Here is a 2447-nt window from a genome sequence, read left to right as displayed (position 1 = left end):
GGGGATTGCTCGGTCGAGATTAAGATTACGAGTAAGATTAGGATTAAGAGATGGGGTGTCAGCGGCTTGGTTTTCGTCGAGCCTTCGATCGGTGGGAATCTGATGCCCGATGCAATACGATGCGTTGGATTGCTTGAAGATCGGGATTTACAGGAAAATGAAAACGACAGGAAAATATAAAAGCTATCGTCGCGATCAGAGAATCTTTCTGTCGCACCAATCTTTCTGTCTTTGGTTTATCGAACGTTGACTGCGGGAGGAAACGGTGAGTGCGAGAGAGACAGCCGGGGCTCGCCGCGACCGGTCGGTTTGAGTCGACCGTCTCGCTCGCTGCGACCGGGCGGCTTGCGCCGCACCGCTAAATAAAACCAGCGTCATCGGGCAACGATTTGCTGGATGCATCCTTCTTGTTCTTCTACGGTTGTTCGTGAGCGAGTCGAGGGATTGCGCGGTCGGGATTAAGATTAAGATTAAGAAGGGAAGCAGTGATGGGGTCGGTAATGAGGGATCTTTCGCAAGATCTACTACGGGGCGGTTAGGTGAACTGGTTTGCTAGGACCTGCATCGTCTCGCGTTGACGCTTTTGTACGAATTGTCGGGCGGCTTCGGTCTTGGCTTTCGCGGCGGCAAAGTCGCTGGCCATTGCGACGACGGCGTCGGGGATCTTTGCGGATTGATTTTCGTCGTCAAGGTCGAACAGCCAATCCCCCAGTCCGATGTCTTGCCACATGAACCCCTTGCTCGTCTGTTCGGCGAACCGACACACGATCGCGGGGATGCCGTTGCCGACTGCCATGATCGGTGAATGCATCTCGCTGCCAAACAGTCCTGCACTGCGTACATAAACACTCAGTGCTTCGTCGGTCAGCCAAAAGTTCTCTCGCCATACCACTCGCGGTTTCACATCTGCAGGCAGCTTGTCGTATAGGTTTTCTTTGCCCACCTTCATCTGCGTCATGTCCTCGGGACAGAGCAGGACTTTCAAGTCGGTTTCTCGAACCACGCGAACGATCGCTTCGCGAATCGGAGCATGATCCCGGTCCTTCATCGCTTCGTTATGCGCATGCCGCTTGGGATCGATGACGCGTTTCTTGCTGGGGATCGTCCAGTACGGTGTGTATCGCAATCGCGACTGACAACACAGGAATTTGCCTTCTTCGAGTCCATTGGCTTTGAGGAACGCAGTGGCCGCGGCGTCGTCACGCAAATCACAAGCGAATGCACCGTCCGGACCAAACTCCATCACCGGGCAATCGACGCCTTGTTCTTTTGCCAGCGCCAACGACACCGAATCGCGAAAAAATACGAACTTGGCTTTGCTGAGCAGTTCCTTGTCATCACCGGACAAGAATGAACCGTGAGTGATCCCGTAGACGCCAAACGGTTTGCCGGTGTGTTTGACGTAGGCCGCGACATCGCGAGCGGCGACCAAGGACGGGCCTGATCCATGCAGCAAAAATTCGGACCATTTGATCGCGTCTTGCAGCTCGGCGCTAGACGCGGTGCCATCGCCGCGGATCGAGCCTTTGACGATCTTCAAATTTGGAAATCGCCCGTGTTCCATCGCGGCGACTTCATCGGTCAAATCGCCCGAAGCCCACAGGATGACCTCGGCGTCGGGCAGATGTTTTTCGATTAGCGCCAACACGCCAGGCGTATGAGCGATGTCGCCAATGTTGACGACCTGCCACGACGAACGCAGTAGGATGCGTGGCCGCTGTGATTTGGCAGCGAACGCAGGGCTCGCCAGCGATGTCGTCAGAGTCGCAGCCAAAGTGGACTGCAAGAAAGTTCGTCGTTTCATCATAGTAGCGTTTTGGTTTTCAGGTAGCGAAAGTCGCGAAGACTTTCGGTAGAGATTTCGTAGTGGGTAGCGGAACTCGTCAAGAGTTTCGATGCGGTGGGGATTTGCTGGAGCGTGTCAAGAGTCTGTTAATTTAATTGAAATGCAATTCGCAGTGGTGAGCCGTGGGCCGTAAGGCACCGGGTGGCGCGTGAGCCCCGGTCGCTTACGCGTCACGGCTCAGTTGTTCAACGTTGTGTCAAGAGTCTCGATGTGTTTATTGTATTCGACGAAAGTCTTGACGACTTCCGCTACGCTTGACTTGCATTGGTTCAGTACGGCACTCTTTTGGGAAGATGCGTTAGCGAGGGGTGGTGGAGGATTCTTGTGAGTTCAACGCTTCGATGTTGGCGGCTTGATGCAGCTTCATCATCTCGGTGTCGCTAATCGCTCGATCGAAGACGGCGAGGCCTCCGAAGCGACCGATCGTTGCTTCGCGTGTGAACGACCCGACGGCGTAACGAGCACCGACGGTGAAGTCCGATCCGCCTCCGGGTTTGGTCTTGGCATGCTTTTCCGCGTCGTAACCAAAGATGCCACGGCCGTGATAATACGGATTCATTCCGCGGTCTTTGCCATCGGGTCCTTCGCTGGTGAAGTAGCG

1 protein-coding gene and 1 pseudogene are annotated in these 2447 nt (G+C 54.8%); both read right to left on the bottom strand.

Going from position 1 to position 2447, the window contains the following annotated elements; translation table 11 throughout:
- Nucleotides 1-535: 535 nt before the first annotated feature.
- Nucleotides 536-1807: a polysaccharide pyruvyl transferase family protein gene (locus tag ABX962_RS34720; protein ID WP_372726235.1), complete on the bottom strand. Its 1272-nt coding sequence runs from the start codon at nucleotides 1805-1807 to the stop codon at nucleotides 536-538.
- A 337-nt stretch (nucleotides 1808-2144) separates the two neighbouring features.
- A pseudogene (locus tag ABX962_RS34715) lies at nucleotides 2145-2447 on the bottom strand (hypothetical protein); the annotation flags it as partial.

Source organism: Novipirellula sp. (assembly GCF_041583735.1).
Lineage (GTDB): Bacteria > Planctomycetota > Planctomycetia > Pirellulales > Pirellulaceae > Novipirellula.
Note: the sequence above shows the minus strand (reverse complement) of the source record. Positions and strands in the feature narration are given on the sequence as shown.